This is a genomic window from Bacillus cereus group sp. Bce019, assembly GCF_051781745.1.
Lineage (GTDB): Bacteria > Bacillota > Bacilli > Bacillales > Bacillaceae_G > Bacillus_A > Bacillus_A cereus.
Window position 1 is genome coordinate 1 of record NZ_JBPWJX010000199.1, and the last position, 261, is coordinate 261.

Genomic DNA, 261 nt, shown 5'->3' on the forward strand with positions numbered 1-261 from the left:
GTTTCGGGCTACTTAATTGGGCGTTAGGCATATAGGGAAATCATGAAGTTTAGAGTTAGAAAGGCATTACTAAGTGATGTTGATAAAATTGCACGTATACATGTCAATTCATGGGCTTATGCCTACAGTGGGTTGATGCCTCAAAGTTATATCGACAGTTACACCTTTGAAAAGCGTCAGAAATTATGGTTAAACATCATTCAGCGTGAACTAGCGGAAGTGCTCGTTGCGGATTGTGACGGAAAAGTGGGTGGCTTTTTG

General features: G+C 41.0%; 1 pseudogene. It reads left to right on the forward strand.

The features are described from left to right. Positions 1-42: 42 nt before the first annotated feature. Positions 43-261: pseudogene (locus tag ACS2QP_RS28000) on the forward strand (GNAT family N-acetyltransferase); the annotation flags it as partial.